Origin of the sequence: Streptomyces sp. NPDC018045 (genome assembly GCF_044327445.1) — a bacterium.
In the GTDB taxonomy this organism is placed as follows: domain Bacteria; phylum Actinomycetota; class Actinomycetes; order Streptomycetales; family Streptomycetaceae; genus Streptomyces.
On sequence record NZ_JBIRFL010000086.1, the window covers coordinates 1 to 1150 of the forward strand.

1 protein-coding gene is annotated in these 1150 nt (G+C 65.4%); it reads left to right on the forward strand.

What is annotated here, in order from left to right; genetic code table 11:
* The first annotated feature begins 335 nt into the window (after positions 1-335).
* A complete protein-coding gene (locus ACH4EB_RS38705; RefSeq protein WP_398353236.1) occupies positions 336-887 on the forward strand; it encodes a GNAT family N-acetyltransferase in 552 nt (183 codons plus the stop codon).
* The last annotated feature ends 263 nt before the right edge of the window (positions 888-1150 follow it).

The following is a 1150-nucleotide window of genomic DNA, read 5'->3' on the forward strand; positions in this document are numbered from 1 at the left end:
CTCCCACGGCTTGCGCCGGGCCATCCTCACCCCCGAGGAACGGCATCACCGTCCCCTCCACCGCGCCACATGAAGATCATTCTGCAAGGACTCGTAAAGGCCAATCGCCCCGGATGCCTTTCAGCCAGGGCCACTCCCCCATCGCCGGCTCAGCGAAGGGACGCACCGTGAAGACGGCGACGCCCAGCTCCTCCAGGTCATCAACCTCCACATAGCCACCCGAATCTTTCTGTAACCCTCACGTGGGTTCCGCCCCGATCTCGGGGCGGAACCCACCGCACCCAAGGCCCGATCGTGGGAGGCTGCCACAGCCCCTCGAAGATGCGGAGTCACAGATGCTTGCCATGCGCCCGGCCACCTCAGCCGACACCCCCGCCATCGCGGCAATGGTCCGTTCACGTTCCACGTGGCTCGAAGCGCGCGACATGCCGACGCGGCGTGACAGCGCGGACAACCTCGCTGCCCAGGCCGAGAACTCCCGTGACGCCATGTGGGTGCTCGAAGATCAAACCAACTCCCGCATTGTCGGCTGCACTACCGTGCAGGAAGAGATCCCGCCGTGGGGGTGGGCCACGGACGAACTCGCCGAATCCGCGTACTACCTCTTCACCACCGCGACCGACCCCGCTTATCGCGAGCAGAAGCCCGGCACCTTGATCGCCCTGTGGGCTGTGGACCACGCCGCACGCCACGGGAAAGAGTGGGTGAGGCGCGGCTGCATGTTCCCGGGCCTGGTCCGCTACTACGAGACTCAAGGGTTCACTCTGCTGCACGAGGTGCAACGCACTCACAACCGCGTGTACCTCATGGCACGCCGTGCTGAACGCCTCCCCGAGTTGGAGACACTGTTCGAAGACCCGTCCCAGTTGGCCGCGTTCCGTACCTAAGATGAAGACGACGCCGTTCGAGGCGCTGCCCGAAGGTGTACGGACAGCCATCGCCGCCAGGGCGGGTCCGATCCGGCGAGATCGCTCACGGGGCCTCCGCCGGCTCCTGGACGGTCGCCATGAAGCAGGCAGCGGCAGCTTGGGCCGAGCACCGGCACGAGCAGCACTCCTAGGTCGTGTCTTCAAATGATCTTGCGTGGTGGATCATGGTCGGGTGATACGTCGACATGAGCTGTCGGATGCCGAGTGGGAGTTCGTCCGGC